Annotated in this window: 26 protein-coding genes; 10 read left to right on the top strand and 16 right to left on the bottom strand. The window is 34.3% G+C overall.

The annotated features are described in order from the left end of the window. Positions 1-222: 222 nt before the first annotated feature. Both CW752_RS13325 and CW752_RS13320 read right to left on the bottom strand, forming a co-directional pair. On the bottom strand, positions 223-1,386 hold the full coding sequence (locus CW752_RS13325; RefSeq protein WP_101240203.1) for an FAD-dependent oxidoreductase: 1,164 nt from the start codon (positions 1,384-1,386) through the stop codon (positions 223-225). 26 nt (positions 1,387-1,412) lie between these two features. Continuing rightward, the gene (locus CW752_RS13320) at positions 1,413-2,168 is read right to left on the bottom strand and encodes a helix-turn-helix domain-containing protein (protein WP_101240202.1); all 756 of its coding nucleotides are present in this window, start codon (positions 2,166-2,168) and stop codon (positions 1,413-1,415) included. 147 nt (positions 2,169-2,315) lie between these two features. On the opposite strand from CW752_RS13320, the gene CW752_RS13315 reads away from it, so the two are divergent. Both CW752_RS13315 and CW752_RS13310 read left to right on the top strand, forming a co-directional pair. Continuing rightward, a complete protein-coding gene (locus tag CW752_RS13315; protein ID WP_101240201.1) occupies positions 2,316-2,894 on the top strand; it encodes a Crp/Fnr family transcriptional regulator in 579 nt (192 codons plus the stop codon). Positions 2,895-3,154: 260 nt separating this feature from the next. Then, a complete protein-coding gene (locus CW752_RS13310) occupies positions 3,155-4,102 on the top strand; it encodes a ketopantoate reductase family protein (RefSeq protein ID WP_101240200.1) in 948 nt (315 codons plus the stop codon). Positions 4,103-4,647: 545 nt separating this feature from the next. Here the strand turns inward: CW752_RS13310 and CW752_RS13305 are convergent. The 5 genes from CW752_RS13305 to CW752_RS13285 form a co-directional block, all read right to left on the bottom strand. Beyond that, complete coding sequence (locus CW752_RS13305; RefSeq protein WP_101240199.1) at positions 4,648-5,532, bottom strand: alpha/beta fold hydrolase; 885 nt, start codon at positions 5,530-5,532, stop codon at positions 4,648-4,650. Between the two features lie 112 nt (positions 5,533-5,644). Then, positions 5,645-5,995, bottom strand: a complete 351-nt coding sequence (locus CW752_RS13300) for a 4Fe-4S dicluster domain-containing protein (RefSeq protein ID WP_101240198.1) — start codon at positions 5,993-5,995, stop codon at positions 5,645-5,647. A 208-nt stretch (positions 5,996-6,203) separates the two neighbouring features. Continuing rightward, positions 6,204-6,770: an NADPH-dependent FMN reductase gene (locus tag CW752_RS13295; protein WP_101240197.1), complete on the bottom strand. Its 567-nt coding sequence runs from the start codon at positions 6,768-6,770 to the stop codon at positions 6,204-6,206. 6 nt (positions 6,771-6,776) lie between these two features. Then, positions 6,777-7,277, bottom strand: a complete 501-nt coding sequence (locus CW752_RS13290) for a DUF2480 family protein (RefSeq protein WP_101240196.1) — start codon at positions 7,275-7,277, stop codon at positions 6,777-6,779. A 21-nt stretch (positions 7,278-7,298) separates the two neighbouring features. Beyond that, entirely contained in the window at positions 7,299-7,925 is a 627-nt protein-coding gene (locus tag CW752_RS13285) for a superoxide dismutase (RefSeq protein WP_101240195.1), read from the bottom strand. A gap of 194 nt (positions 7,926-8,119) precedes the next feature. Here CW752_RS13285 and CW752_RS13280 point away from each other — a divergent pair, with 194 nt between their 5' ends. The 4 genes from CW752_RS13280 (at position 8,120) to CW752_RS13265 (ending at position 11,499) form a co-directional block, all read left to right on the top strand. Further along, the gene (locus tag CW752_RS13280; protein WP_101240194.1) at positions 8,120-8,740 is read left to right on the top strand and encodes a helix-turn-helix transcriptional regulator; all 621 of its coding nucleotides are present in this window, start codon (positions 8,120-8,122) and stop codon (positions 8,738-8,740) included. Positions 8,741-8,773: 33 nt separating this feature from the next. Beyond that, positions 8,774-9,418 carry a hexitol phosphatase HxpB gene (gene hxpB / locus CW752_RS13275; protein WP_101240193.1) on the top strand — a complete coding sequence of 215 codons (645 nt, stop codon included), beginning with the start codon at positions 8,774-8,776 and terminating at the stop codon, positions 9,416-9,418. 476 nt (positions 9,419-9,894) lie between these two features. Beyond that, positions 9,895-10,410: a hypothetical protein gene (locus tag CW752_RS13270; protein WP_101240192.1), complete on the top strand. Its 516-nt coding sequence runs from the start codon at positions 9,895-9,897 to the stop codon at positions 10,408-10,410. Between the two features lie 360 nt (positions 10,411-10,770). Then, positions 10,771-11,499 (top strand): sterol desaturase family protein, encoded by a 729-nt coding sequence (locus CW752_RS13265; protein ID WP_228401769.1) that lies wholly within the window; start codon positions 10,771-10,773, stop codon positions 11,497-11,499. On the opposite strand, the gene CW752_RS13260 is transcribed toward CW752_RS13265, so the two are convergent. Continuing rightward, positions 11,496-11,918, bottom strand: coding sequence for a MarR family winged helix-turn-helix transcriptional regulator (locus tag CW752_RS13260; RefSeq protein WP_101240190.1), 423 nt, complete (start codon positions 11,916-11,918; stop codon positions 11,496-11,498). The genes CW752_RS13265 and CW752_RS13260 overlap by 4 nt on opposite strands. A gap of 51 nt (positions 11,919-11,969) precedes the next feature. Here CW752_RS13260 and CW752_RS13255 point away from each other — a divergent pair, with 51 nt between their 5' ends. Next, entirely contained in the window at positions 11,970-14,219 is a 2,250-nt protein-coding gene (locus CW752_RS13255; protein WP_101240189.1) for an ATP-binding cassette domain-containing protein, read from the top strand. Between the two features lie 217 nt (positions 14,220-14,436). On the opposite strand, the gene CW752_RS13250 is transcribed toward CW752_RS13255, so the two are convergent. The 8 genes from CW752_RS13250 to CW752_RS13215 all read right to left on the bottom strand — a co-directional run bounded on the left by CW752_RS13250 (position 14,437) and on the right by CW752_RS13215 (position 20,642). Then, positions 14,437-15,552, bottom strand: a complete 1,116-nt coding sequence (locus tag CW752_RS13250) for a DUF4236 domain-containing protein (RefSeq protein WP_101240188.1) — start codon at positions 15,550-15,552, stop codon at positions 14,437-14,439. A gap of 96 nt (positions 15,553-15,648) precedes the next feature. Next, positions 15,649-16,032 carry a hypothetical protein gene (locus tag CW752_RS13245; RefSeq protein WP_101240187.1) on the bottom strand — a complete coding sequence of 128 codons (384 nt, stop codon included), beginning with the start codon at positions 16,030-16,032 and terminating at the stop codon, positions 15,649-15,651. Positions 16,033-16,102: 70 nt separating this feature from the next. Further along, on the bottom strand, positions 16,103-16,636 hold the full coding sequence (locus CW752_RS13240; RefSeq protein ID WP_101240186.1) for a Crp/Fnr family transcriptional regulator: 534 nt from the start codon (positions 16,634-16,636) through the stop codon (positions 16,103-16,105). A gap of 175 nt (positions 16,637-16,811) precedes the next feature. After that, entirely contained in the window at positions 16,812-17,201 is a 390-nt protein-coding gene (locus tag CW752_RS13235; protein ID WP_133121691.1) for a hypothetical protein, read from the bottom strand. Positions 17,202-17,240: 39 nt separating this feature from the next. Further along, positions 17,241-17,783 (bottom strand): TetR/AcrR family transcriptional regulator, encoded by a 543-nt coding sequence (locus CW752_RS13230; protein WP_101240184.1) that lies wholly within the window; start codon positions 17,781-17,783, stop codon positions 17,241-17,243. A gap of 142 nt (positions 17,784-17,925) precedes the next feature. Then, positions 17,926-18,639, bottom strand: coding sequence for a hypothetical protein (locus tag CW752_RS13225; RefSeq protein WP_101240183.1), 714 nt, complete (start codon positions 18,637-18,639; stop codon positions 17,926-17,928). A 165-nt stretch (positions 18,640-18,804) separates the two neighbouring features. Continuing rightward, a complete protein-coding gene (locus tag CW752_RS13220; protein ID WP_101240182.1) occupies positions 18,805-19,686 on the bottom strand; it encodes a cupin-like domain-containing protein in 882 nt (293 codons plus the stop codon). A gap of 146 nt (positions 19,687-19,832) precedes the next feature. After that, complete coding sequence (locus CW752_RS13215; protein WP_101240181.1) at positions 19,833-20,642, bottom strand: helix-turn-helix domain-containing protein; 810 nt, start codon at positions 20,640-20,642, stop codon at positions 19,833-19,835. Between the two features lie 332 nt (positions 20,643-20,974). Here CW752_RS13215 and CW752_RS13210 point away from each other — a divergent pair, with 332 nt between their 5' ends. The 3 genes from CW752_RS13210 to CW752_RS13200 all read left to right on the top strand — a co-directional run. Next, on the top strand, positions 20,975-22,759 hold the full coding sequence (locus CW752_RS13210; RefSeq protein ID WP_101240180.1) for a hypothetical protein: 1,785 nt from the start codon (positions 20,975-20,977) through the stop codon (positions 22,757-22,759). 19 nt (positions 22,760-22,778) lie between these two features. After that, a complete protein-coding gene (locus CW752_RS13205; RefSeq protein ID WP_101240179.1) occupies positions 22,779-24,344 on the top strand; it encodes a hypothetical protein in 1,566 nt (521 codons plus the stop codon). A 14-nt stretch (positions 24,345-24,358) separates the two neighbouring features. Beyond that, a partial coding sequence (locus CW752_RS13200; protein ID WP_133121690.1) for a hypothetical protein occupies positions 24,359-24,963 on the top strand: 605 nt, incomplete at its 3' end.

Below are 24,963 nucleotides of genomic sequence, written 5' to 3'. Positions count from 1 at the left end.
AATTGTCCTATAAATCACTGAAATTATTACTTTGCTTAGCCTGGTGCATATTTCATCAATAATAAAAATACAGTACTGCTATATAAAAAATTTACAATGCTAGTTTATTAATAAAGAAAACACAAATGAATCTCCAAAATCAGAATCTAACGGAGAGAAAAAAAATTATTTTTTAGAGGGGAAATCAGCTGTCTCAATTTTGAGACAGCTATTTTTGATAGATTATGAATTTAAATGTTCACTAAAAAACGCAAGCATCATTGTTAAAGCGTTTTCAGAATGCATTCGTTCCCCATTTTCAAGAGATTCCTGAATTGCCGAAGCAGCGCGTTGACGCATATTAGTTTCATAAGCAGAAATGGCTTCAGCCAGAGTATTATACTGATTATCGGTAAGACATGCACTTAATTCTAAAGCATCCCACATAGCCATATTAGCTCCTTCTCCTGCAAATGGAGGCATTACGTGAGCGGCATCACCTATTAACGTTAGATTAGATTGAGTTTCCCAAGCCTGATCTAAAGGCATATAATAAATAGGACGAGGAATAAATGGAATATAGGCATTCTCAAATAATTCATTCCAGATATTACTCCATCCTGAGTATTCTTCTCTAAACCATTTCAGCATTTGTTGGTTGTCTGAAAAATCGAGATTGCTGTTTACTGCCCAATTTTCATCTGCTTTGAAGCTGGCATAGAACCCCAGATCACCATTGCCTTTTTGTCCCATCAATATGTTTTGAGTATTCCCAAAGGCCATTATTTTACCATTATTGATTAATGCGTCAATTTTCGGGGCTGCTGCTTTTGAAACATTTCCTTCAAGCATGAGTATACCGGAATAAACAGGCTTAATGTCAGTAAGATAAGGGCGGATTTTTGAATTGGCTCCATCTGAGGCAATAACAAGGTCTGCATAAGCGGATGTTCCATTTTTAAAATAAAGCATCCAACCTTCATTGTGAGGTTCCATTGAAATAAAGTGGCTGTTCCATATTACTGTATCAGGTTGTAAGGACTCTAGTAGCATATTTCTTAAAGGACCACGGTCAATTTCAGGGCGGAAATGTTCATGTCCAAAATTTTCCTCAGGTTTGGCTTCATGATCACTGTAGAGTATTTGAGCGTGTTTGTTGAGGATGAGTATTTTATCAGCTCCTGGACGGAATGTCTTTTTAAACTCTTCCAGCAGATCTGCTTTCCTTAAAGCTGCTAATCCCGAATCTTCATGCATATCAAGAGGGGAGCCCTGTATGCGAGCATATCGATTAATATCTCTTTCATATACTTTTACATGGGCATTTTTCAATTGTAAAAGTCTGGCCAGTGTGAGTCCCGCAGGACCACCACCAACGATTGCTATTGATGTATTATTGATCAGCATTTTTATTTAAATATTACAATGCAAATTTATTTTCCTTTCAACACTGATAATAGTACAAATCGGTCGTTTTTATTTTTTGATAATTCTTTTGGAGCGACTCCGGAAAATTTTTTCACTTCTTTAATGAAATGATTTTGATCCGTATAATTGAGTTCGGGAAAGAGTTTTCCTTGTGCAATATGTTCCAATGATGTTCTGAAACGTAAAATTGTACAGTAGGCTTTTAAAGATAATCCCAGTTGCTTGGTAAAATACCGGTTGATTTGGCGGCTGCTCCAACCCACTTTTTCTGAGAGTTCCTGTACACTCATTTCGCCTTTTGATGAATAAATTAATTCAAAAAGTTTAAGCTTTCTTTCATCAGTCTTTTTCGGAAATAGCTCTTTAATCTTTTCGGTTGCTTTTTTACAACAATGCTCAAAATCTTGAATATCACTTGCCTTAAAGCCCCAAAAATCATTTGAAAGTTTTTTTCCGGTATTGAGCAGATCAGCAATGGACGTCTGTAAAATATATTCAACAGCAATAGGTTTAAAGCTGATGACAAAAACTGTGGTTTTTGGCAAAATTTGTCTTTGCTCGGGATAGATTTCCAATCCGATAAGAGTGACATGAAAAGCTTCGATGGAAGATTGGGAAAAAAACAGATCAATTCTTCCGTCAGGAATAATGACAACCTCTTTGGGCTCATCGGAGCTATTGTAAAAAGTACCCAAATTCTCTACAAAGTCAGCAATAGTCTTATCAGGTTCGATGAAATTATAATGAAAGTCCTTGTCCATAGTGATCCATTGTTTTTTGAATAAGGAAATTACAAAAATAGAGCAGATAATAATGAATACAAGCTAAATGATGTATTAAAAGTAGATGATTCCTCTGCATTATTTTTATCTTTGGCAACAGAGATCCCGTATTGGGACTTTATTTACATGGATAAATCGTCAATCAACAATTATTTTCACTCTTTATTCACTATTAAAGATGAGGTAGTGGAAAAGATTACAAAAACATTCACTTCTTTTGAATTGAAAGCAAATGATGTGTTACTGGATCAGAATGTTATCAGCACAAAGACTTATTTTCTGGAGAAAGGCTATGTTCGTTCTTATATTTTGAATGAAGATAATGAAGAAATTACCACCAATATCTATTCAGCTCCTTGTTTTGTGAATGATTTTTTGTCGTTTTTCAGGCAGCAACCGACGAAAGAAATATATCAGACTGTAACTAATTGTGTTTTTTGGGAAACTGGGTTGGAAAATGTACAGGATAATTTTCATAATATTCCTGAGTTCAGAGAATTTAGCAGACTTCTTTTTGTGCTTAATTATTACAATATTCATGACAGGCTGATAGAAATGGCCAGTCAGAAAGCTTCGACGAGATATTCTAATCTTATGAAAAAAGATCCTGATATTTTTCAACATGTTCCTTTGAAAATCCTTGCTTCTTATCTGGGAATTAAGGACAGTTCATTAAGCCGAATCCGAAGAGAAATTAATAAATAAAAGGTTGGGAGTCAGAAGATGGAGGCTGAAAGTTTTTTAACGCAACGTTTGCAAAGGTTTTGAGTGTAATTCTTTAGATCAAAAATAAAGCGCTCCAAAAATACATCTTTGAGTTCTTTACATTTAAGAAAAACTAAAAACGGGAAATCTCCATAACTCCAGTCTCCGGCCTCAGGCTTCCAGTTTAGAAATAGCATTTCTTTTCATTTGTCAAGCGATAGATTCAATTTTGTCGCTGATCTTTGCTAAAAATAATTTTCATGAATAAAAAACATATTGTTGTTATAGGACTTGGAGGAGTAGGCGGATATTTTGGTTTTAAAATAAACCAGGCTAATGAAACTTCAGAAAAATATCGTATTACTTTTGTAGCAAGGGGAGAAACCTATGAAAAAGTAAAAAAAGATGGATTGGTTTTATTATCTCCTGAGCATCCCAATAACCAAACTTATCCTAATGTGATTGAAGAACACATCAATGATATCAAAAATCCTGATTTGGTTTTCATTGCAGTGAAGGAATATGATCTGGAAAATGTTTGTAAACAGTTGCTTCCTGTAATTAATAAAAACACTGTACTCATTCCCATGATGAATGGAGCAGATATTTATGACAGAATTAGAAAAATAATTCCTGATCATGCTGTATTACCGACCTGCATTTATGTAGCTTCTCATATTAAAGAAAGAGGAACTGTGGAACACAAAGGAAAAGCCGGTAAAATGATCATTGGACGTGATCCTCAACATTTTTTCACTGACGTAAAATGGATCATTGATTTGTTTGAAGACAGTAAAGTGGATTTTGATTTTAAAGACGATTCTTTAGTGGATATCTGGACCAAGTTCTTCTTTATTGCCAGCTTTGGATTGGTAACAGCCAAACATAATTCTTCAATAGGTACCGTTTGCAGTGATGCTGAACAGAAAAATGAAGCCACCGAAATCATGAAAGAAATGAAACAGATTACAGATCAAAAGGGCATCGAACTTTCGGAAGATATTATTGAAAAAACATTTGAAAAAGCGTTGACTTTTCCTTTTGAAACTCCAACTTCTTTGCAATTGGATGTTCATTCCGGGAAAAAAGAGAATGAACTGGAATTGTTTGCCGGTGCAATTCCGAAATACGGAAAAGAATTAAATATTGAAACTCCTTTTACTCAAAAGGTTTTTCAAGAGATTAAGGGGGGGCTTCAGGTTTATTAAAAATTTATTTGAACCATTAAGATCAATTAAGTTGTTAAGGTTAATTAAGAAAAAATCCAAGATTTTTTTATAAGCAAAGTGCCTTAAAGCGAGGTTCAAACTTAATATTCTAAAAATCTTAAGAACCTTAATGGTTAAACTTATTCGTAATAAAAAATAGCAAATTAATTCATAAAGAAAACGCTTGGCTCCACGGGAAACCAAATTAGATGAATAAAGAAGGCTGTATCAAAAGTCAAATAATTTGACTTTTGTCATTGACTACGTCGAAATAACATTCATCGACTGGAAGGAGATAATCTTCGATTTCTGACACAGACTGAAGGTCTGCGAACGCAGTTCAAAAGAATCTCATTGGCAATTAATTGCTTGAGATTCTTCACTCCATTTCTGAACTACGTTCGTAAACTTTCAGTTTATGTTCAGAATGATACTTTTGATACAGCCTCTTAGTTGATTTGATGTATCAGAAATTTAAATATATTATATTCTCACAGATTATCCATATTACGCGGATTTCAAAGAATCTTACTGATTGTCTATCATTAAAATTCACGATCTCTGTCTTTGATGACTCTGAATTGAGTTTTAAAAAAAGTATCGGCTTTAGCATTAAATTCATCTGTATACACAACTACAGTACTATGTCCGGAATCAGGTAAAATCCAAAGGTAGGCTTTAGGAATATTTCTGAAAATTTCCATCGTATGTTCCGGTTTTATGACATCATAATCTCCTCCGACTACAAGAACAGGTACTGTAATTTTGTGTAAAGTTTTCGGATTGATATTGGGCTGTTCACTCAATAATCTTTTATATTTAAGAACCATATAATCCAGATCTGTTTTATCTTTTTTGTTGATAAATTGTTCTTTAAACTTAGTATAATTTGAACTTACCCTCTTGAATACATCAGCCTGTACTGCAGTAGAGTCAGGACGTAAATTGGCCCCTGTTATAATGAGTTTTTTTACCTTTTCGGGATGTCTCATGGTGAGAAGAAGTCCGTTAATTCCACCATCGCTCCAGCCGATTACAAAAGCAGAATCGATTTTCATTTTCTGAAGCAATTCGGCATAATCATCAGCCATCATTTCGTAGGTAAGCTGATCTCCTTTATCAATCGATTTTCCATGAGATCTGCTATCGGCAACAATGACTTTATAATTTTTGGAAAAAAATGGAATCTGCTTGGAAAAATCAACAATGGATCCTCCGTTTCCATGAATGAGCAGTAAAGGTTGCCCTTGGCCATATGTCTCACAATACATTTTGATTCCGTTGACATCATAATATTTACCTGCTTTCGGATTATTACCATAACTGGATTTTTCCAAAAGTTGGATATAATCTTTTTTGAGCTTTTGAATATCAGTTTGTGCTGACAATAAAGCAGATAGAAAAGTGAGGAAAAATAATATCGGTTTCATAATTTATAATATTGTGTTTAAATTATTGGTGATATTGTGTTTCCCTGATTAGTATAAAATCTTTTGTTCCTGTTACAAAAATGAATGGTAAAAAGTATATGGGTGAAAATTCTTAAACGCCATGCATGAATTTCTGTCGATTTAATAAAGCTTCTTCGGTTTCACGATGATCAGGAGCATCAATACAACAATCTACAGGACATACTGCTTTACATTGAGGTTCTTCATGAAAACCCTTACATTCGGTGCATTTTCCTGATACAATATAATAGACCTCATCCGAGTAGGCTTCATGATAAGCATTAGCATCTACTTCTGTGCCATCCGAAAAAGTGACCTTTCCTGAAAGTTTTGTTTTATCCTGCCAACGCCAGTCGATGGCACCTTCATAAATAGCAGAATTGGGGCATTCCGGTTCACAGGCCCCACAGTTGATGCAAGCATCAGTTATTTTTATGGCCATACGTTTTAGTTTTTAAATGATTTCAAAAGGGATTTCCTCAACATTGTTTTTGGAAATCCCTGCTAAACTTAATTAAAACAGTTTCATAATATTATGCATCATAAACTGTGCAAATTTTTATTTTAAATCAACATTTTCAACAACTTTAAAATAAATCTGGAAGTTTGATCAATAACAACAATATTAATATCAGTCTTTTTTATAATCATTATGATTGATTAATAGTTGTTTTTTGAATTCTTTTCGTAGTAGCAATGCTGATAAGCTGATCAAATTTTGTTGAATAAAGATCAGAAATCTCTGTTGAATTATTATTAAATAATGAAGATCTGACGATAGGGACACTGAAGGGAAGTGGCCATGCCCGCAATGATTTGGCAATGGCGTCCATCGCATTGATACCCTGCATGGCCTGCAACCCATCTGCCCAACACACGAGTCCCACAGTTTTGTCGGTAAGGTACGGTTCATACCTGTCGGCCGTTACTTCAAGCCAATCCAGACAGTTTTTCATAACCCCCGGAATACTTCCGTGATAGAGCGGAGCCAGCCAAATATGCAGATCGGCATCTGTAAACATTTGGGCCATACGTTCCACTGCCAAAGGAGTTTTGGTAAGACTGATATCGAATAACGGAATCCCGGAATCGGCAAGACTAAAAATATCTGTTTGTATACCTGCTATTGTAAGGCGGTCTGCAAAATATTTGGAAATAAAACCTGACGTAGACTCAGTCCTTCTTTCCAATGATCCGTTGAATATGATTGCTTTCATTTTTGTTTATTGTTTGAAAATTACTTTTGGTAAACCTATTTCACCATACATTAAACTTTTAACCAATGGTTTCAGAAGTCCGGCTGCTAATAAATACAAAGCAGGATCGTGACCAGCCTGTGCTCTGACCACCACTTTCTGATTTTTATAACACTTCAGATCTGCATAAGTAAGGCGGCGTTTCCATAAATCCAACAGAATGGCTTCAGCATTGTTTAAGTCAACATGAACGGCATAAGGTGATAATTTTTCCATGAGTAACATATAAGCCCATGGTGGAATAATAGCATCAGTGGAGCAAATAATTCCAACGGCTTTATCATTGTACACGGAAAAATCCACAGCAGCAATAGATTCTTTAAAGTCTTTTTCCTTGACAATCATTCCCATGAAAAGGTGGTCCTTGATATCCAATTCCACAATCTCTGTAGTGGGTTTATAGTCTAAAAGATCAAGAGCAATAATACCTGAAGCTTTTGCTTTATTAATGAAAATTTCCTGGTTCATAACGATGTATAATTAATAAGGTTATCTGATTTTTAAAAGACTTTCTTCATATTTTTTTTCTACAGCAGACCAGTTAAGAACAGACCAGAAAGAATCTAAATAATCAGCTCTTTTGTTTTGATAAGCCAGATAATATGCATGTTCCCATACATCGATTCCAAGAATAGGAAACCCTCTGTTCATGGTAAGAACATCCATCATTGGGTTATCCTGATTAGGAGTAGAGCTTATAGCAAGCGAACCATTGAATTTTACAAACAGCCAAACCCATCCGGAACCAAATTGACCTAGTCCTGCTTTTTTCATTTCTGCTTTAAGATTTTCAAGGCTTCCAAAAGTTGTATTGATCGCATCATTCAATGGGCCTTCGGGAATCAATTTAGGCTGTGGAGAAAGAATTTCCCAGAATAATGAATGGTTATAATGACCTCCTCCGTTATTTCTTACGGCCGGGCTATACTCACTTATCCTTTGTAGTAATGAATCCAGATCAGGATTTGCTTCGTTGGTTTGTTCTAAAGCAGCATTCAAATTATCAACATAAGTTTGATGGTGTCGTTGATGATGAATGGTCATTGTATTTTTATCTATAAATGGTTCCAAGGCATCATAAGCATATGGTAATTGAGGTAATGTAAACGGTTTCATTCTATTTATTTTTTTGATTAATGTAAAGCAAAGGTAATAATATATTTAAATAAAACAACTTTTTGGTTGTTTTATGTGTTTTTGATTTTAAAATACTAATATGCTTTAAATGAGTTTGTTGTTGTTTTTTAATGAAGATTATAGAAAATGACTATATTTGTTGTTGAAAAATAAAACAACCTAAATATTGTCAAATGAAGAAGCCGGCTGCAGATCGTATTCTGATGTTTATCAAGATGAGAGGAGAGGTAACTTCTCTGGTCATCTCTGAAGAATTATCCATCACGAAAGAAGGGGCGAGAAAGCATTTGCTGAATCTGGCCAATGAAGGGTTGATTGAATCCTCTGTGAAAAGTGAAGGGGTGGGGCGTCCATCTACTTATTATGCCCTTACCGAAAAAGGCTTGTCTCAGTTTCCGGATACACATGCAGAGGTTACCGTACAACTATTGAAGTCCGTGAAAAATCTTTTAGGAGAAAATGCATTGAACTTATTAATTACTGATCGGGAAAAAAATACTCATGACAGATATGAGAAAGTACTCTCCAAAACAAAATCTCTGGAACAGCGTTTGGAAGCATTAGCTGAAGTACGAAGTAAGGAAGGATACATGGCAGAATGGAAGAAAGAAGGGAATGATTATTTTCTGATTGAAAATCATTGTCCGATATGTGCCGCGGCCACCGAATGTCAAGGGTTTTGTCGTGCCGAATTATCGAATTTTCAATCTTTAATAGGGAAAGATTATCATGTGGAAAGGGTAGACCACATTATTTCAGGCGGTCAACGCTGTGTTTATAAGATTACTCAATAACTTTGTACCTATAATAACTCATAACTCAAAAACGTGACTTTACAAGCAGTAATATTTGACATGGATGGTGTTCTTGTGGATTCGGAAGGCTTTTGGGCAAAAGCTGAACTCGATGTATTTTCTTCTTACGGGGTAGAGGTAACGGAAGAGTTGGCCGCACAAACCAAATATATGACAACTAAAGAAGTAACCGAATTTTGGTATGAAAGGTTTCCGTGGGAAAATTTGGATGTTGTGTCAGTAGAACAGAAAGTGATTTCCAAAGTGATTGAATATATCCAGTCGGAGGATTGTACCATGTCCGGGGTTCAGGAATTTATTAAAAACCTTAAAACGAAAAATTATAAAATCGGACTGGCTACCAATGCTCCATTACAGGTTGCCGATGCTGTCCTTGAAAAACTTCAGATTCGGAATCTGTTTGATACCGTTCACTCATCGGAGTTTGAACTTTATGGAAAACCTCATCCTGCAGTATATTTAACTTCTGCCAAAGATTTGGGTATTTCCCCTGAATATTGTATTGCCATTGAAGATAGTCGTTCAGGATTGAGGGCTGCCAAAGATGCAGGAATGAAGACAATTGTTTTTACCAATAATGATCACAATATAAAATTTGATATTGCGGATTACACGCTATCAAATTTTCAAGAAGTTTCTTTAGCTGTACTGGAATAAAAAGATCTGACTGAGTATATATAAATTAGGTGACTATATACAATTTTACACCATTGTCATTGACTACGTCAAATCTTCGATTTCTGACACAGACTGAAGGTCTGCGAACGCAGTTCAAAAGAATCTCATAATCCGGCTTAGATTCTTCATTTCACTTCGTTACATTCAGAATGACAAGTTCATAATAATAAAATAACTGCATTAGTGTAAAATTGTATATAATTACCATAAATTATTCCCTTCTTATCCATAAAGAAAGGGATTTTTAATGCTTACATATTGAAAGAAAAAAATTGCAGGCAATTCAATGTTACAATCAAAAATCATTGATTATACCAATGAAAATTAAATGTTTTTTAAAAAGTAAAAAAAATATTAGCGGATTTAAAAAAATGTTTTTAATTTTATCATGCGCAAATCATTGATATAAAGACTATTATGCTTTTGGTGATTTGTGTACCATAAAATGCTATACTATGAAAACAAATATAATTTCCAGACTATGTTTTTTCTTTACAGTATGTCTGTTTATTTTTTCTTTTGGAAAAGTTTATGCTTCTCCTGTTGTAAAGATCAAAATGTATGAAAACTCCAGTGTAATGAATGCTACCATAGTGCGTAGTACAGTAAGTAAGCTTTCAGACGGAGTTACCTATGAAATATTTATGTTTACCAATCAGAATGGGCGAATAGGAAAAATTGATATCGCAATTTTGTCTAATGAAAAAAATATGGATGTACAAAGCCTGATTCAGAAGACATTTCGACAATCAATCGTGACAGCAGTACCGGATATTCGTTCTTGTATAACAGTGAATAAGTCAGATGAAGAGATCTTACAATGTATTAAACCATGGGTAGAAAAGCAATTTGAAGGGGTGACTGTAGATCTGATTATGAATTTGTTTGAACAGCATATGGATGAGGTAAAAGAATGTATTCAATCACAATCTGAAGATTCTGCTTGTGTAGCAGATATTCTATTTCCATAATTAACAGAATTGATAGATAAAAGTCCTGCAAGTGCAGGATTTTATTGTAAAGTTGTTTAAACTTTATAAACCACAGAAGCTTTCATTTTAAAACACTTTAGTTCACTTAAGTAAGTTTATTTAAAACAATTCCGTAGAAAAGTCCACATAAGATGAAAATCAAAGATTTTCACAAAGCTTAGGTGTCCTTATTATGCATAAGGCCTGGCTCTAAAAAAAACTTAAGTGGTTAAATCTTTTGTGGTTAAAAATAATCAATATAAAAGTTTAAAAATTCTATGTAAATGATTCCGATAAACTTCATATGTAAATACAATTGTTTATTGTGAATTTCATACATTTATACCATTAAGTTAGCAGATGATGAGTTTTAATGAGACTGAACTTTCCGGTTATTTAGAAATGTTTTGGCAATTTTCCTGGTCACAGTGGATGACCTTCAGTCTTATCATCAATATATTTTTGTATTCATTCTCCATCGGACTTTATATTTTTATTGATAAAACTTGTCATAAAAGTCCATTACAAGAGAAAAACCATCCTATTACGGTCTCAGACATTTATCTTAGTCTTTTTACCGTTGTTTGTAATAGTTCTGTTCTATTGATAGGTGTTTTTTTGTGGAAAAACGGATGGATTGAATTAGGGCAGAAGTTATCTGTAGGGACTTTATGTCTGGAGGTTCTTGCATTGCTTCTTTTAATGGATCTTTTGATGTATTTCTTTCATTATGCAGCTCATGTACCACTGGTGTATAAAATGCTGCACGGTAAGCATCATGAGCATACGAGTACGAATTTTTTAAGCCTGTTTGTGTTGCACCCTTTCGAAACAATAGGATTCGGATTGATGATGTTGATTTTATTGATGTGTTATGATTTTTCTGTTGTTTCAATTTCAATCTATTTGTTGATTAATCTTATCTGGGGAACTATAGGACATCTCAACAGAGAATTTTTTCCGGCTCAATTTGACCGTTTTTTTGTAGGAACAACCAGATTTCATAATCTGCATCATTTAAATGAAACAAAGAATTTTGGTTTTTATACTTCTATTTGGGACAGGCTGTTTGGTACCTATAAAAATTAAAGCTTGATTTGATGTAATACTTTGCTTAACAAATAATTAAAATCTTCCAATTCTCTTGAAGTCAGTATGGAAGCGGTCTGTTGAGTAATATTTTTACGGAAAGTCTCCGAATTTTGTATAATAAACTTCCCTTTTTCCGTCACAGAAAGGTTGAATTTTCTGCGATCGTTTTCATCTTGTTTCTGGATGATGAAATCATGGTTAATTAAAAATTTTAACTGCTTTGAAATAGCTGCCTGACTGATATTAAATGCTATTGCGATTCCTTTTCCTGTTGCATTTTCTTTTCTCAGGATAAATTCAATGATATTATAGTGTGTGGCTGTAACACCATTAATATCTCCCCGATTCATGTGAGCCAGAATAAGACATTGAAAGTCAGTAAAGGTGTTAAAAAACTCTTTTTCAATGGTTTTCATGAAAAATATACTTAATTTAGTTAACTATTAACAAAGTTAATCATTTTTACCATGGAAAATATAGAAATTACCAATGCAAGGCAAAATAATCTCAAAAATATTTCCATAAAAATTCCAAAGCATAAGGTTGTGGTCTTTACCGGGGTATCGGGATCGGGAAAATCATCGCTGGTTTTTGAAACTATCGGAGCAGAAGCCCAACGACAAATTAATGAGACTCAGAACAGCTTTGTCAGAAATCGTCTGCAACATTACGGAGTACCGGATGTTGATAAAATTGAAAACCTTAACGTTCCAATTATCATCAATCAGAAGCGATTGGGAGGGAATGCAAGATCTACTGTGGGAACAGCAGCTGATATTTCTGCTTCTTTACGATTGCTATTTTCCAGATTAGGAGAGCCATTTGTAGGGTATTCCAATGTTTTTTCATTTAATAATCCCCAGGGCATGTGCCCTGAGTGTGAAGGCTTAGGCTTTGTTCAGACATTGAATATAAATACTTTAATTGATAAGAATAAGTCTTTACATGAAGGAGCAATTCAGTTTCCTACATTCCAACCGGGAGGATGGCGTTTAACAAGATATACTTTATCCGGTTATTTTGATAATGATAAAAAGCTGAAGGACTTTTCCGAAGAGGAATGGGAAATGCTTTTATATGCACCGGAACATAAACCCAGGCATCCACATAAAGATTGGGGAAAAACAGTAAAATATGAAGGGATAATTCCCCGGATTGAAAAAGCGTTTCTGAAAAAAGATTCTAAAGAAAATATAACAAGAAAAGATGCCTTGAATCATGTTGTCATTACAAAAACATGCCCGGTATGTGAGGGACAACGCCTGAACGAAAAAATCTTGTCCTGCAAAATCAAAGGAAAAAATATAGCAGATTGTAGTGCCCTTTCTGTTGATGAATTACTGGAATTCATTACTTCGTTGGATACCCAAACGTATGAAGTGATTATCAATGAACTTTCAACAAAGTTACAAAATATAATAACGATTGGCCTGCAATATCTTACATTAGATAGAAATACCAATTCCCTTTCAGGTGGAGAATCCCAACGGATAAAAATGGTACGAAGTCTGGGAAACAGTTTGGTTGATCTGTTATATATTTTTGATGAACCAAGTATTGGCCTTCATCCCAAAGACCTGCAAAATATCATATCGATCATCATGCAAATCAGGGATAAAGGGAATTCTGTTTTAATCGTAGAACATGATCCCGATCTGATTACAATGGCAGATCATGTTATAGATATAGGTCCCGGCTCCGGAAAGAACGGAGGAAAAGTAGTATACGAAGGAACATTTGAACATTTAAAAACTTCAAAAGGGAAGACAGGGGCATACTTTGCCAGGAAACCTGCTTTGAGGAAGGAATTCAGAAAGCCGAGAGGATATCTTGAAATTAAAAATGCCAATTTATACAATCTTAAAAATGTAAGTGTTAACATTCCCACCAGAGTAATGACCGTCGTTACCGGAGTGGCAGGATCAGGAAAAAGTACATTGATTAATCGTGTGTTGCCGGATTTTTATCCGGAAGTGACTATTATAGATCAGTCTTTGTTTGCGGCCAGTGCCCGATCCAATTTGCTTACCTATCTGGGTATATCAGATACTGTGCGAAAACTTTTTGCCCAGGTTAATCATATTTCAGACAAACTGTTCAGCAGAAACAGTGAAGGAGCTTGTCTCAATTGTAAAGGGCTGGGAGTGGAAAGAATAGACCTTGCTTTTATGGATGATATTGAACAGCCTTGTGAAGTTTGTGGTGGTTCAGGCTTTAATCCTGATGTATTGCAGTATGCATACAACGGGAAAACCATTGCAGAGGTAATGGATCTGACGGTTTCTGAAGCTGTTCATTTCTTTACAGAAGAATCTATTCTCAAAAATTTTGATTTATTGTTACAATTGGGATTGGATTACCTGACATTAGGGCAAAGGTTAGACAGTTTTTCCGGAGGAGAAAGGCAGCGTCTTAAACTGACGAAAGAATTGAAAAATAGCAATCAAACCATTATTTTAGATGAACCGAGTACAGGTTTACATCCAAGTGATACTCAGAAGCTGCTTATATTTTTTAATCGTCTTGTAGATCTGGGGAATACATTAATTGTGATTGAACATAATCTGGATATTATAGCACAGGCCGACTGGATTATTGATATTGGCATCGGTGCAGGAAAATATGGCGGAAAGATCGTTTTTGAAGGAACTCCGGAAGATTTATTAAAAAATAAAACGTCCTATACCGCTGAATTTCTACGGAAGCATATTTACTAGAATAATTGAAAAGGAGAAATAAACCATTAAGAAAAAATAAAGTTTGCCGTACTGGCATTGCGAGCCAAAGATAAAGCAATCTCTTAATCCCTTTAAGAATCGAACTTTCTTAATGGCTTATAAGTTAAAAATTAAAAATATCATAATCGTTAATGTACAAGCTGGGAAAAAATATAGCCTAACAAAATGAAAACAATCTTTTTTTAATTTTATAGACTTATTTGAATTCAGACTGAAAGTCTTTGAAAGCTTGACCAAATTCTTCTGTCAGTTCATAATTACTTAATTCATATTCTTCACAAACACCTGTATGAGTAGAAAGCTTAAGATGTCCGTAGCGGACAACCGGAATTTGATAGTTATTTTTAAATCTTTTGTCGCGAGTTCCATTTTTGTTAACTTTTGCCCATGTTTGCCCAATTATTTTTGAATCTTTTGGGACTGCTGATGTTTCAGTAAAGCGAGTATAAGTATGCAATAAATTTAACTCTTTGATTCCGATGATGGCAAAGCTGTTTTCATTGTTATACATCACTATAAATGTTGGATAAATATAAAGATCTGCTCCGTTGGCATTTTTCATATAGAGTGCCTGAAAGTCTGATTTTATATAAGGAATTGATTTTAGTGAAAAATGAACTTCCCGCCTATTGACAAGAGTACTTGCAGAGGAACGCATAGCTACTCTGTCCTGAATATAAGCACTTGTAATATCCCATATTTTATGTGATGTTGTAAGTTTTTGAAAGCTCTCATAAACCTTTTCAAATTTTCTTTTAATTTCACAATCAAAATCAATTTCGAGATTTACATAGCAACTCTCTATCATTTTTTTTGTCTGATTGATGGCTTCTTGTTGTATTTTTATATCGCGGTTTGTATTTTTAGAAATTTTTTTATTAATCAACCCAAATAGAAATACATAACTCAGTATTTTCTTTGTTTTTGTTATAGAAAGGGTTAGCCTGATTTTCCGAAGATCTGATATGAGCTCTTTTTTCTGTTGATGAGCTAGGATAATAGCTTCTTTAATACCCTGCATATTCTGACTGGTAATTTCATGAATTTCAGCACTGAAAATATTGTCATCAATTAGAAAAGAATAGTCAATATTGGGTTCAGGATTTGATAAGATTGGACGAGATCTTGATCCGGAATCTGATAACTTATAACGATTCGAAAATCCAAGAACACTGGTTGACACTGTGGTTCCTGACTTGCTAAAATTAATGCTTGCCCCCTTTATACCAATTGATGTTGAAATCCCTCTTTTACTGAAATTAAGATGTATTCCGGGAATCACCTTGATTCTCTTTCTGTAGCTCCATGCCATGGTTATTATTTTAAGAAATTAATATACTAATCAAAATTAAGGATTGTAAGCATGGAATATTTACGGAAAACCATAAATGAATTGTTAGATTTAAATTTACATTTCAGAACCCAGATTCTTTTCTGTTTGGGAACCTTCCAGTAGTAAAGTCAATTCATCACATTGAATAATTTTCCCATTTTGAATGGTAAATTCTGCCAATACTTTATGCTTGACCATGCTTCCATCTTTTAACAAAGATTCTACATGATGATTGGTGAAAATGATATTTCCGTTTTCTGCATAATGAAGAATTTCAATGCTTTGTTTGGAAATCTTTTCTTTCAATTTTTTGATATGTAGAACAAAGTCTTCATAATCCAATTGTAGATGATCAACGAATTGCACATAGTCTTTTGAGAAATACGTTTCAATTAATATTTCATCAAATACAGGATTTTCTAAAACATGAGCAAAAACGTCTTGGATAAAATTTTTCATAGCTTAATATTAAATATGAAGCAAAATTATATCCAGGATCAGCCTTCGGACGATAACAATTGTAAAGAAATTACCTGCGGTTTCTGATTCTGCTCAAAGACACACTGGTGATCCCAAGATAGGATGCAATATAATGTTGTGGAAACCGTAATAAAAGTTCTGGTCTGTCTTTTAAAAGGTCTTCATATCTTTTTTGAGGAGAATCTTTTATAAAAGACATCAATCGTTGGGTAATCTCGCCGAAACGTTGATAAAAGAGTGGATTAAAAGTCTGCTGAAAACTCTGATTATTGATCAATTCTCGGAAACTTTCTGCTTCCAGTTCATATACAATAGTAGGCTCCAATGTTTCAATGATAAATTGGCTTTTGGTTCCGTTAAGAAAACTCTCAAAAGAAGCTACAGCCTGTCCTTCTGTAATAAATTCCAGGGTAAGCTCACGGCCATCCTGATAAAAATATTCTCTCAGGGCTCCACTTTTTACAAAAAACATCTTGGTAGATATTTCTCCTTCATCCAGAAGAATTTTTTTGGCAGGATATTTAACTTCAGATTCTGCCTGAAGAGCAGTTTTTATAATAAAATCAATGTTCGGAACTTGCATAGGAGATAATAAACAAAGATAAAAAGTATTTTTTATAATTAAGAAAATGTTATTATTAGATTCTCATGGAACAATTACCTAAAAGTTGAATTGATTTATACATTATCTATGGTTTGAAGTTAATCATAAAATACTAACAGGATAATTTAAGAATAAAAAAACCGCATTGGAATCTCTAATGCGGTTTGTGATTAATCACGTTTTTATAACTTTCCGAGTTATTTCCATTCCAGAAATAATATCCGGGTTGAGTAATCTTGGATACTTTTGAAGTAGGAGAGATAGGAATTGTGGTAGCATAGATCATAAGAGATTCGGTTCCTGGCTGTATGTTAGTAGTCATGGTTTGAATTTGATCCCCTGTAAGGCGAGGAATCATCAACCCTTCTGTTTGTAAAGCTCCATCTGTTTTGGCATTGATATCCAGCGTTGCTTTGGGATTTATTGTATTGATACCCATTTTACCGGCTTGAGAATACATGAATGAGCCGATGCTAATGCTTCCGATAAGACATAGTTTGAATATTGCAGAATTATGCTTCTGCAAGAAAGTAGAGTTTTTCATAGTTTATTAATTACTTATTTTTAAGTATATCTGATTCCCTTAGTGTGAAGAGGAGGGTTGTAAGAGTTTTTTTACAATGAGTTTAGATTTTTCGATTAATTCATTGGATCTATAGAGCTGACTTGTTAGTATTGAGCTTTCAAAAAGAAGATAGATATGAGCCGATAGAACTTCATCTTTAAGATCTTCATAAAATGAATCTCTCAATTTGCCTTTGTGATTGCGGATTACCTTATGAACTTCTACTTTATCAATCGGTATTTCAGACATAATATTCAAAAAGCTACATCCTCTGAAATCTTCCTTTTTATTCATATAGATCAGAAAGTCAAATGCTTTTAAAAACTTTTCTTCGATAGTTTGCGCATCAGATATAAAATTTTGAAATTCAGATACCCAGTAATCAAACCTTCTATTAAAAAACTCAATGCATAGATCGTCCTTAGATTTAAAATGCTGATAAAAACTGGCCTTTGAAACATCAGCTTCTTCAATGATCTGATTGATTCCGGTGCTGTTATAGCCCTGTTGATGAAAAAGAGTCATCGAAGTGTTTAAGATTCTTTCGCGGGGTTTGGACATAATAAATATAGGTTTGCAACAAATTTAAACAAAAATGAACAGACTTGTACATTTAGTGAAAAATCTTAAATCATTATTGCAACAACAAAAGAATCGGGTTGAAAAATAAGACTGAATTACCTAGCCGGGGTAGATTGTGCTTTTATACAAAGCCTCTGGCATAATAAAGCTGAATACAAAAAAATAATAAGGTAAAAATCCATACTATATAAGGATGATATCGAAAGTTTTCTTTGAGGATATAATGTAAAGCTTTCAATAACTTAAATAAACCGATAATGCCTATAATAGCAAATAATAAGAATACAACAAAAAAGATATAATCTCTTATACCATAAGTTTCCAGTTTTTCAAGATTTGATAAATATGTTTGTACATCAACGGTCTGGCCTAAAAACATTGCCGAAATAATTAATATGAAAAATGGAGTAGAGGTATATACGGTGGTATAGATGAAGGAGAACAAAAGAGTACGGAAGGTTATTGTATTTACTTTTTCTTTCTTATACCATAATAATATAACACTGAATACGACTGCCGTAAAATTATTGATGAGAAATATGAATAAAGCTTTTTCCATCATACTTAGTCCCTTGATTTTTGAAACAAAATTTTGTTCTCCACTATAATCCATTAATAATACAGAAATAATAACGGACGTATATACGGATAACTTGATGGGAGATAAATAATCTTGAAAACGTTCTGTTTCATCTTTTTCCATCTCATGTACCGAAAAATCATAGCACCGACTCGGCTTTTGAAACAATTTGAAAATGGTTACCGGAACCAATAGAATTTCAATAATGATTTGTAGACAGAGTTTTTCGAAGCTATCAATCAGTTTTTCAAACATATGGATCTGTGTTAAGAGATGAGGGAGTTTAGTAAGCAATTTAAAAAAAAATTAAATAGCTTAGATATAACATATGAATTTTAAACGTATTGCAACTGATTAAACAGAAAATGGATCATTAAATAAACAGGTCGGAAGAAGTTTCTTCCGACCTGTTTTATATTTTTATTTAGGTAATCCTTTTTTTAAAGCATCATGAGCTCTTTCAATGGCTTTTCTTTCTTTCCAATCCATATACCTTTTTTTGTAGCGGCCTTTCATAAAATTATCGAAATTACGCTGAACAGCCAAATTCCAAAGTGAATGTGCTTTTACAGCCCAACTTTTATCCCATGCCCGCAAAGAGATGGAAAAAGAGCCATCCAGATATTTCATCCAATGCCACCAGCCGGTTGGCATAAATAAGGTGTCTCCATGTTCCAGATAGCACTCAATTCCTTCAATGCCATCTAGTGCGGGAAACTTCTCGAAATCCGGGTTAGCAATATCATAATCTTCTAAAGCATAAGTTGCATAAGGAAGTTTATACAATCGGGTTTTCCATTTATACTCAAAAAGAAGAACATGTTTTCTTCCGTTGAAATGAGTATGGAAAATGTGAGGCATATCAATATCATAATGAAGAAAGGTCACAGAGCCTTTACCACCAAAAAACATACTGGGATATTTATCTAAAAATCCCCCCATTAGATTCTTCGGCGGAATATAATCTTCAAGTAATTTAGGTGCAAACTTAATAGGATCAAAAAAGAAGATTCTAAGATCGGTAGGTTCTTTCTGAATAAGGTCAACATAATCTGCAAAAGGCATTTTTGTTGTCGGTGTATTAATAGGAGCTGCCGGATCTGCTTTAGAACTGTCATATAAAGGAACTTCAACGTCGCCAACCACTTCCTTCATGTACTCCATTGTCCATTTTTGATATGCAGGCCACTTTTTTGCCATATTTTTGATTACCACTGGCTTACATGGCTTTAGATACTTTTCACGAAATTCTTCTTGTGAAATGTCATCTACAATATCAATTGGTTTAAGGACTATCCCCATTTCTTTAAATTATCAGGCTAAAGTATTAAATATTTATGACAATGAATAAAAAGAATTGAAATTATTTGGAATTAATATAAATAAAATTGAAAAATACTTGTAATTTAAGCCAGATAATATCATCAGAAGCTACCTGATCTTATTATTTATAATACCTGTTTTTGAATATCCTGATTAAGATCTTTTAGAAAATGAGTAGGAGATATTTTATATTTTTCGTTGAATTTTTTGGAGAAACTCTGAGCGGTATTAAAGCCTACCATATCTGCCATTCCCTGAATACTTTTATAACGGAGTTTGGGCGTATTTTTCCATAGCTCAACAGCATGATTTAGCCTTAAATCGTTAAGGTAGGATGCAAAATTGTTTTTTTTATAATGGTTGATTACTTTCGAGAGATAAGCAGTATTGGTACCACATTCTCTGGCCATATGTAAAAGAGAAATATCTTTTACTAAATATTTTTTTTTCTGTTCAAAAGTATTGAGATAAGAGAGTATGTTTTCTACGATTAAAGGATTAATGTCCAATTGTTCATAGATTGGCTCATCCCTTTCAAGCTGTATATGTTCATACAGGAATTCTTCTTTTGGTTCTTGTTTTGTAATTGTTTGAAGATATAGTGTTTTATAATATTCCTGCTTTCGATAATAGGTGAAGGTAAGCCATAAAAGTATAGAAAATGTCAACAGAGAAATCAGGGCAATACTGTTGCGAAGGTTTCTTTCATATGCGTGCGATTCCTTTAAAATAAAATTTTCCTTATTCACCCTTTTTAATTCGTCATCCCCATTCAAAAAATTGGATAGGTCCGGGATATTTTCTACTTGAGAAGAATTTGTGGTAAAATTTTTGTTTTTATTTTCAAAAATAAGGCGTAAATCATTAAGCGGACTTTTTATAAAAGCCTGATAGTAGCCTATAAAGAAAAATACAATCCATAGAAAAATTCTCATAGGGAGGAATTAATATAATCAAAAGTACGAAAATGAATTGACTTTTTTAATTTTTTGATTATCAAATTTTTAAATCTTTTTCATATTGTTTTTTTACGTAAATATTTTCTGTTTTTACTCATCAAATTTATCAATTTAAATAGCTTCTTTCTCTATACGTTTGCATTGAAAGTGGAGCTTATTATAGATTTATATAGAAAAAAACACGAGTCTCCTCTATGAAAGAAATATATATCTATAAGTGAGTGTTGTCTTGCTCATTATTTCCATAAAAGAAAAATGAGTAAGGCTTTTTATTTTACTTATAGAGGAGATTTATTAAAACCTTATCCATGAAAAAAATTATACTCGTTTTATCTACTCTTACCATTTCTTTTGGTTATTCTCAAACCCAACCATGGAATACTACAGGTAATTCAGGTACGAATTCAGCTACCGATTTTATAGGGACTACGGATAATCAACCGTTGATTCTCAAAACAGCCAATACAGAAAAACTAAGAATTACTCCTAGTGGTAGATTTATTGTTCCAAGGTCAGAACTGGATCCGAATTTTCCCGGAGTGAGTTATGGAAGCCTCTTTTTTGGAGGTGGTAATGACGCTTCATTAGACAGAACCAGTGGCAATGCTATATTTGGGATAAACAGCTTTATTTCAAATACGGAAGGGTGGAGTAACACGGTATTCGGAACATCCAGTTTGGTAGCTTCTACTGATGGGATAGGAAATACAGTAATGGGACTCGGGGTATTAAAAAATTCAAAATCACCAAGTTCGAATGTTGCCATAGGTATAGGAACAATGTCGGGATATGAAAGATTTGTTAGAAATACCGTCATTGGAGCTTCTGCTCTAAGCTCCACGCGCAACCCTCCACGGGGAATTGATATCGTAGAAAATGTTGCCGTAGGAAGTTCTTCACTAAGCCGTTTATTGATTGGAAATTATAATGTTGCTATAGGGAGTTATTCATTATATGATTTATCCAGCAATAATGGTTCGAGTACAGATACCAGTAAATATTCCTCCAATATCGGTATAGGCTACTATGCAGGTCAGGGTTTATGGGAAGGAAATAATAATATTTTTATTGGAAATAAGGTAAAAGCTTCCAGTTATTATGTGAGTGACGAGCTCAATATTGGAAACTGGATCTTTGGGCGAAGTGGAGATATCGGAATAGGAACCAATAATCCGCAAGAAAGATTTGAAATTTCCGGAAAGTCTGATAACGATAGTGGATTACGTTTTACAAAACTCAATTCTAATTCACCCACAACTCCTCATACAAAACTTCTTGGGGTAGATGCCCAAGGTAAGGTTGTATTGGCTGAAAACTCAGGAGATGGTTCGGGGAATAGTTGGGGGCTTACCGGTAATGCAGGAACCAATCCTTCAACCAATTTTATCGGTACAACAGATGATAATCCAATCATTTTTAAACAGAATAACCAACAGGTCTTCAAACTTGAGGGGCAGAGTATCAATATCGGAAGCGGAGTTTCAGGAACCGGAAATTTACAATTGGCACTTTCTCCATGTAATTCTTGTTTCTCACAATGGGCACAACCTAATGATGCCGTTATGAGACTTTTAAGTGGTCGTAACCTGAATATCCACATGGATAATGATAATGCAACAGATCCTAATTCAGATACCAGTACTCCCAACTCGCCAGGGATAACCAGAATACGTTTTTCAGACGCAGTCCATAAAAATCTGTTGGTACTTTTCAACACAGGAAAGGTAGCCATTGGAACAGATCAATATGATAATGATTCTAAGTATAGACTTTATGTAAAAGATGGTATTAAAGCAGAAAGGGTAAAGGTAGAGGTTGCTTCTGCTAATGGTTGGGCAGATTATGTATTCAAAAAAGATTATCCATTGATGCCATTATCTGAGGTGGAAAAACACATTCAGGATAAAGGTCATCTGCCTAATATTCCATCTGCAGATGAAGTCGTAAAAAATGGAGTAGATCTGGGCGAAATGAACTCCAAATTGTTGCAGAAAATAGAAGAACTGACATTATATCAGATTCAGATGAGTAAAGATATTAAAGAGTTAAAAGAAGAAAATAGAAGATTAAAAGATACGATGGGAAAAGAATAACACTTAAAAAATTATAATCATGAGAAAACAATTATTTACTATTGTTTCCTTAAGTTTCTTAGGAAGCATTTTTATTCAGGCGCAAATATATTCTCCAGGCGGCGATATAAGTGCGACTACAAATCCTTCTACAGGTTATATTGGAATAGGAACTACTACCCCCCAAGCAAAGCTTACTGTACTTCATGATGGAGGAGTTGGGAGCAATCAATTTGAACTAAGAACAGCACATTTGAGAAATCCTGACAGGTATTTTATGAAAAATATTGTCTTTGGGGCCGGAAATGAGGATGTTACATTTTCATTAAGACATGATGGGCAAATGTATGTAGGAGGGAATGCTCTTTTAGGAGGAAGAGTCGGAATTGGTACTAACTTTCCTCAGTCCTATCTTGAATTATACAACAAAACTTCTTTGGGGGATCACGTCGCGATTATAAGAAATGATAATTCATATAATCTTGATTTTTATTCTACATATAATGGTAATGATGATATTCAAACCGGAAGCTTTGCTTATGGAGTAAGGCCCTATGATGATGCCTGGCAAATTTGGGAGAAAGGTACAAGAGCTATTTGGAATAATTTATTTTCTGTTTTAAAAAATGGTAATATAGGAATAGGAATAGAAAAGCCAACGGCCAGGCTTGAAGTTTCCAGTGGTATCCAAAATGATAGTGGAGTAAGGTTTACTAATCTTACATCTAATTCTCCTACGACTCCCAATGCCAAACTTCTCGGAGTAGACGCCCAAGGTAAGGTTGTGTTGGCAGAGGGAACAGGTAGTGGAGGAGGTAATGGTTGGAATCTTACCGGTAATGCAGGAACCAATCCTTCAACCAATTTTATCGGTACAACGGATGATAATCCAATCATTTTTAAACAGAATAACCAACAGATCTTCAAACTTGAGGGGCAGAGTATCAATATCGGAAGCGGAGTTTCAGGAACCGGAAATTTACAACTGGCACTTTCTCCATGCAATTCTTGTTTCTCACAATGGGCACAGCCCAATGATGCGGTTATGAGACTTTTAAGTGGCCGTAATCTGAATATCCATATGGATAATGATAATGCAACAGATCCTAATTCTGATACCAGTACTCCTAACTCCCCAGGGATAACCAGAATACGTTTTTCAGATGCGGTACATAAAAACCTGCTGGTACTTTTCAACACGGGAAAGGTGGCCATTGGGACAGATCAATATGATAATGATTCTAAGTATAGACTTTATGTAAAAGACGGTATTAAAGCAGAAAGAGTAAAAGTGGAGGTTGCTTCTGCGAATGGTTGGGCAGACTATGTATTCAAAAAAGATTATCCATTGATGCCATTATCTGAGGTAGAAAAGCACATTCAGGATAGAGGTCATTTGCCTAATATTCCTTCTGCAGACGAAGTTATAAAAAATGGAGTAGACCTTGGAGCTATGGATGCTAAATTATTAGAAAAAATAGAGGAATTAACCCTTTATTCCATCGAACAAAATAAAAAGATCAAAGAGGAAGAAGAAAAAAATAAAAAACAACAGGCTTTAATAGAAAGCTTGCTCAACCGAATTGAGAATCTAGAAAAACACTAATACCATGAATAATTATGAAAAGAAATTTATTTATTACTTTTTTATTGAGCTTCTTTTGTTTTATTTTCATTCAAGCTCATGCTACTAACCATAAGAATGTAAATGATCCTACTCATCCATCGAAAGTTTTGGCGGATGTTTGCTTTAGTCGCTTGCACAATGCCTGGGCAGAAATGCTGATTCCTGTAGACCAATGGCAAGGTGATAAAGTTGTATTTAAAACCTATAATTCTAATGGAACAAACACAACTGGGCCGGACGGAGAAACTTATAACACATCGTCGCTGCCTAAGATTACATCTAGCGGCAAAGTATATTATTACCTAAAAGCAAAGCCAAACGCAGGGGATTGGAATACAAGTACTTTTACCTATGAAGTAAGCAGTCCGTTGGACCCTGCAGTGTCCAAAACATTAGCTGCTATCCCAAAAGATCAGTGGAATACCCTTTCTTGCAGTCAAAAAGCAGCTGTGTGTTTCAATCGTTTACACAATGCCTGGGCAGAGATGCTAATCCCTGTGGATCAATGGAAGGGAGATAAAGTTATATTTAAAACCTATGATCCCAACGGAACAAACACAACTGGACCTGACGGAGAAATTTATAACACATCGTCACT

Origin of the sequence: Chryseobacterium sp. PMSZPI (assembly GCF_002835665.1) — a bacterium.
GTDB lineage: Bacteria > Bacteroidota > Bacteroidia > Flavobacteriales > Weeksellaceae > Chryseobacterium.
The sequence above is the reverse complement of the archived record's forward strand: the minus strand, read 5'-3'. Positions and strand labels throughout refer to the sequence as shown.